General features: G+C 68.7%; 2 protein-coding genes. Both read right to left on the bottom strand.

Features of this window, described 5'->3' with window-relative positions; all coding sequences use genetic code 11:
• Positions 1–1261 (bottom strand): GTPase ObgE (obgE, locus tag NTW26_00015; GenBank protein ID MCX7020657.1); only part of this gene is annotated, 1261 nt, incomplete at its 3' end.
• An 85-nt stretch (positions 1262–1346) separates the two neighbouring features.
• Entirely contained in the window at positions 1347–1598 is a 252-nt protein-coding gene (gene rpmA, locus NTW26_00020) for a 50S ribosomal protein L27 (GenBank protein MCX7020658.1), read from the bottom strand.
• Between the last annotated feature and the right edge of the window lie 250 nt (positions 1599–1848).

The following is a 1848-nucleotide window of genomic DNA, read 5'->3' on the forward strand; positions in this document are numbered from 1 at the left end:
GCTCTTGCTCCGCGATGCGCACCGTGGCCCCGTCGCGCAGCCCAGCCTGGCTCAGCGCCCGAAATAGGCCCGCGCGCCCCAGGCGGTGGTGGAAGTACCGGCTGGCGTCGCGGGTGGAGAAGTCGCTCTGCAGCATGATGCGCTCCACCTCCGTGCCGCTGGCCTCCCACGCGCCCTCCGCCAGCCGCTGCACCTCCAGGGGCCGCTCGGGGGGCAGCGGCAGCTCCTCGTACAGATCGGGCGCCTCGGTCAACGCTGCGGGCCGGGCCTGCTGCAGGCGCCGGAAGGTCGCGTTGAGCAACTCCGGCAGCCCCTCCCCGGTGGCGGCGGAGATCGCCAGGCCGGGCTCGCCCCGGCGGGCGAGTTCCTCCTGCAAGCGCGGCAGGTTCTCCCGGGCGGCGGGCAGGTCCAGCTTGGTGAGGACCACCATCTGCGGCAGCGCCGCCACCTGGGGGTCATAGGCCTGCAGTTCCGCGTTGATCGCCTGGTAGTCCTTCAGGGGGGCCCGGCCCTCCACCGCGGCGGCGTCCACCAGGTGCAGCAGCAGCCGCGCTCGCCGCACGTGGCGCAGGAAGCGGTCTCCCAGCCCCACGCCCCGGTGGGCGCCCTCGATCAGCCCCGGCAGGTCCGCCACCACGAACTCCCGCTCCGTATCCAGGCGCACCACGCCCAGTTGCGGTTCCAGGGTGGTGAAGGGGTAGGCGGCGATCTCGGGCCGGGCGTTTGTGAGCCGTGCGAGGATGGAGGACTTGCCGGCGTTGGGCATCCCGGCCAGCCCCACGTCGGCGATGAGCTTCAACTCGAGCTGGAGCTCGAAGGCTTCCCCCACCCCGCCGGGGGTGGAGATGCGCGGGGCCTGTCTCGTCGAGGTGGCGAAGTGGACGTTGCCCTTTCCGCCGCGGCCGCCTCGGGCGATGAGAACCCGCTTGCCGTCCTCGTCGAGATCGGCCACGAGGATGTTCTCGGGCAGGCGGTACGCCTGGGTGCCCACGGGGCAGAGAATGACCAGGTTCTCCCCCGAGGCGCCCGTCCGACGCTGCTTGGCACCGAGCTTGCCGTCGTGTGCGATATACCTCGGCCGGTAGCGGAAACCGATGAGAGTGTTGAGTCCGTAGGTGCCCGCGAGGGAGACCGAACCGCCGCGGCCGCCGTCTCCGCCGTCGGGACCGCCCCGGGGGACGTACTTCTCCCGGCGGAAGCTGACGACGCCGTCGCCGCCCGAACCGCTGCACACGGAAATCTTGGCCCGGTCTATGAACATATTAAAAAACCCCGTCCGGGGTTTTTAAAAAAGAGCGTCTCGTTCTTCTCAAACCGCATCCCGGCACCGCCACTGTACTCCCCAGTCACCTGACCGTCACGGAGATGTAGCGGCGGTCGCGGCGGCGGTAGTAGTCCACCACGCCGTCGAAGAGGGCGAACACGGTGTTGTCCCTCCCCAAACCGGCGCCGGGGCCGGGGAAGAACTCCGTCCCCCGCTGCCGGACGAGGATGGACCCGCCGGTGACGAATTGCCCCGCGAAGCGCTTGCACCCGAGCCGCTTGGACTCTGAATCGCGTCCGTTCCTGGAAGAGCCGCCCGCTTTCTTGTGAGCCATACCACCCCACCCATCGGGAAGGCAAGGGGTTTAAACGAGCGAAGCGAGTAATGCTCCGGCAAAACCCCTTGTCTATCTTTTTCGAGGCGTAGTTTAGCCAGATGCCGGGCGGATGTCAAGAGGGAGGGTCGCGGTCGTCGTCTCGACAGCCGCGGCAACGGCTGCTATACTCCATCCGCCACCGGAAAGGATCGCGCACGATGAACGTCGCTCTTTGCGGGCTGCCCCAGTCGGGCAAGACCACCATCTT

This window comes from bacterium (assembly GCA_026398675.1).
Lineage (GTDB): Bacteria > RBG-13-66-14 > RBG-13-66-14 > RBG-13-66-14 > RBG-13-66-14 > RBG-13-66-14.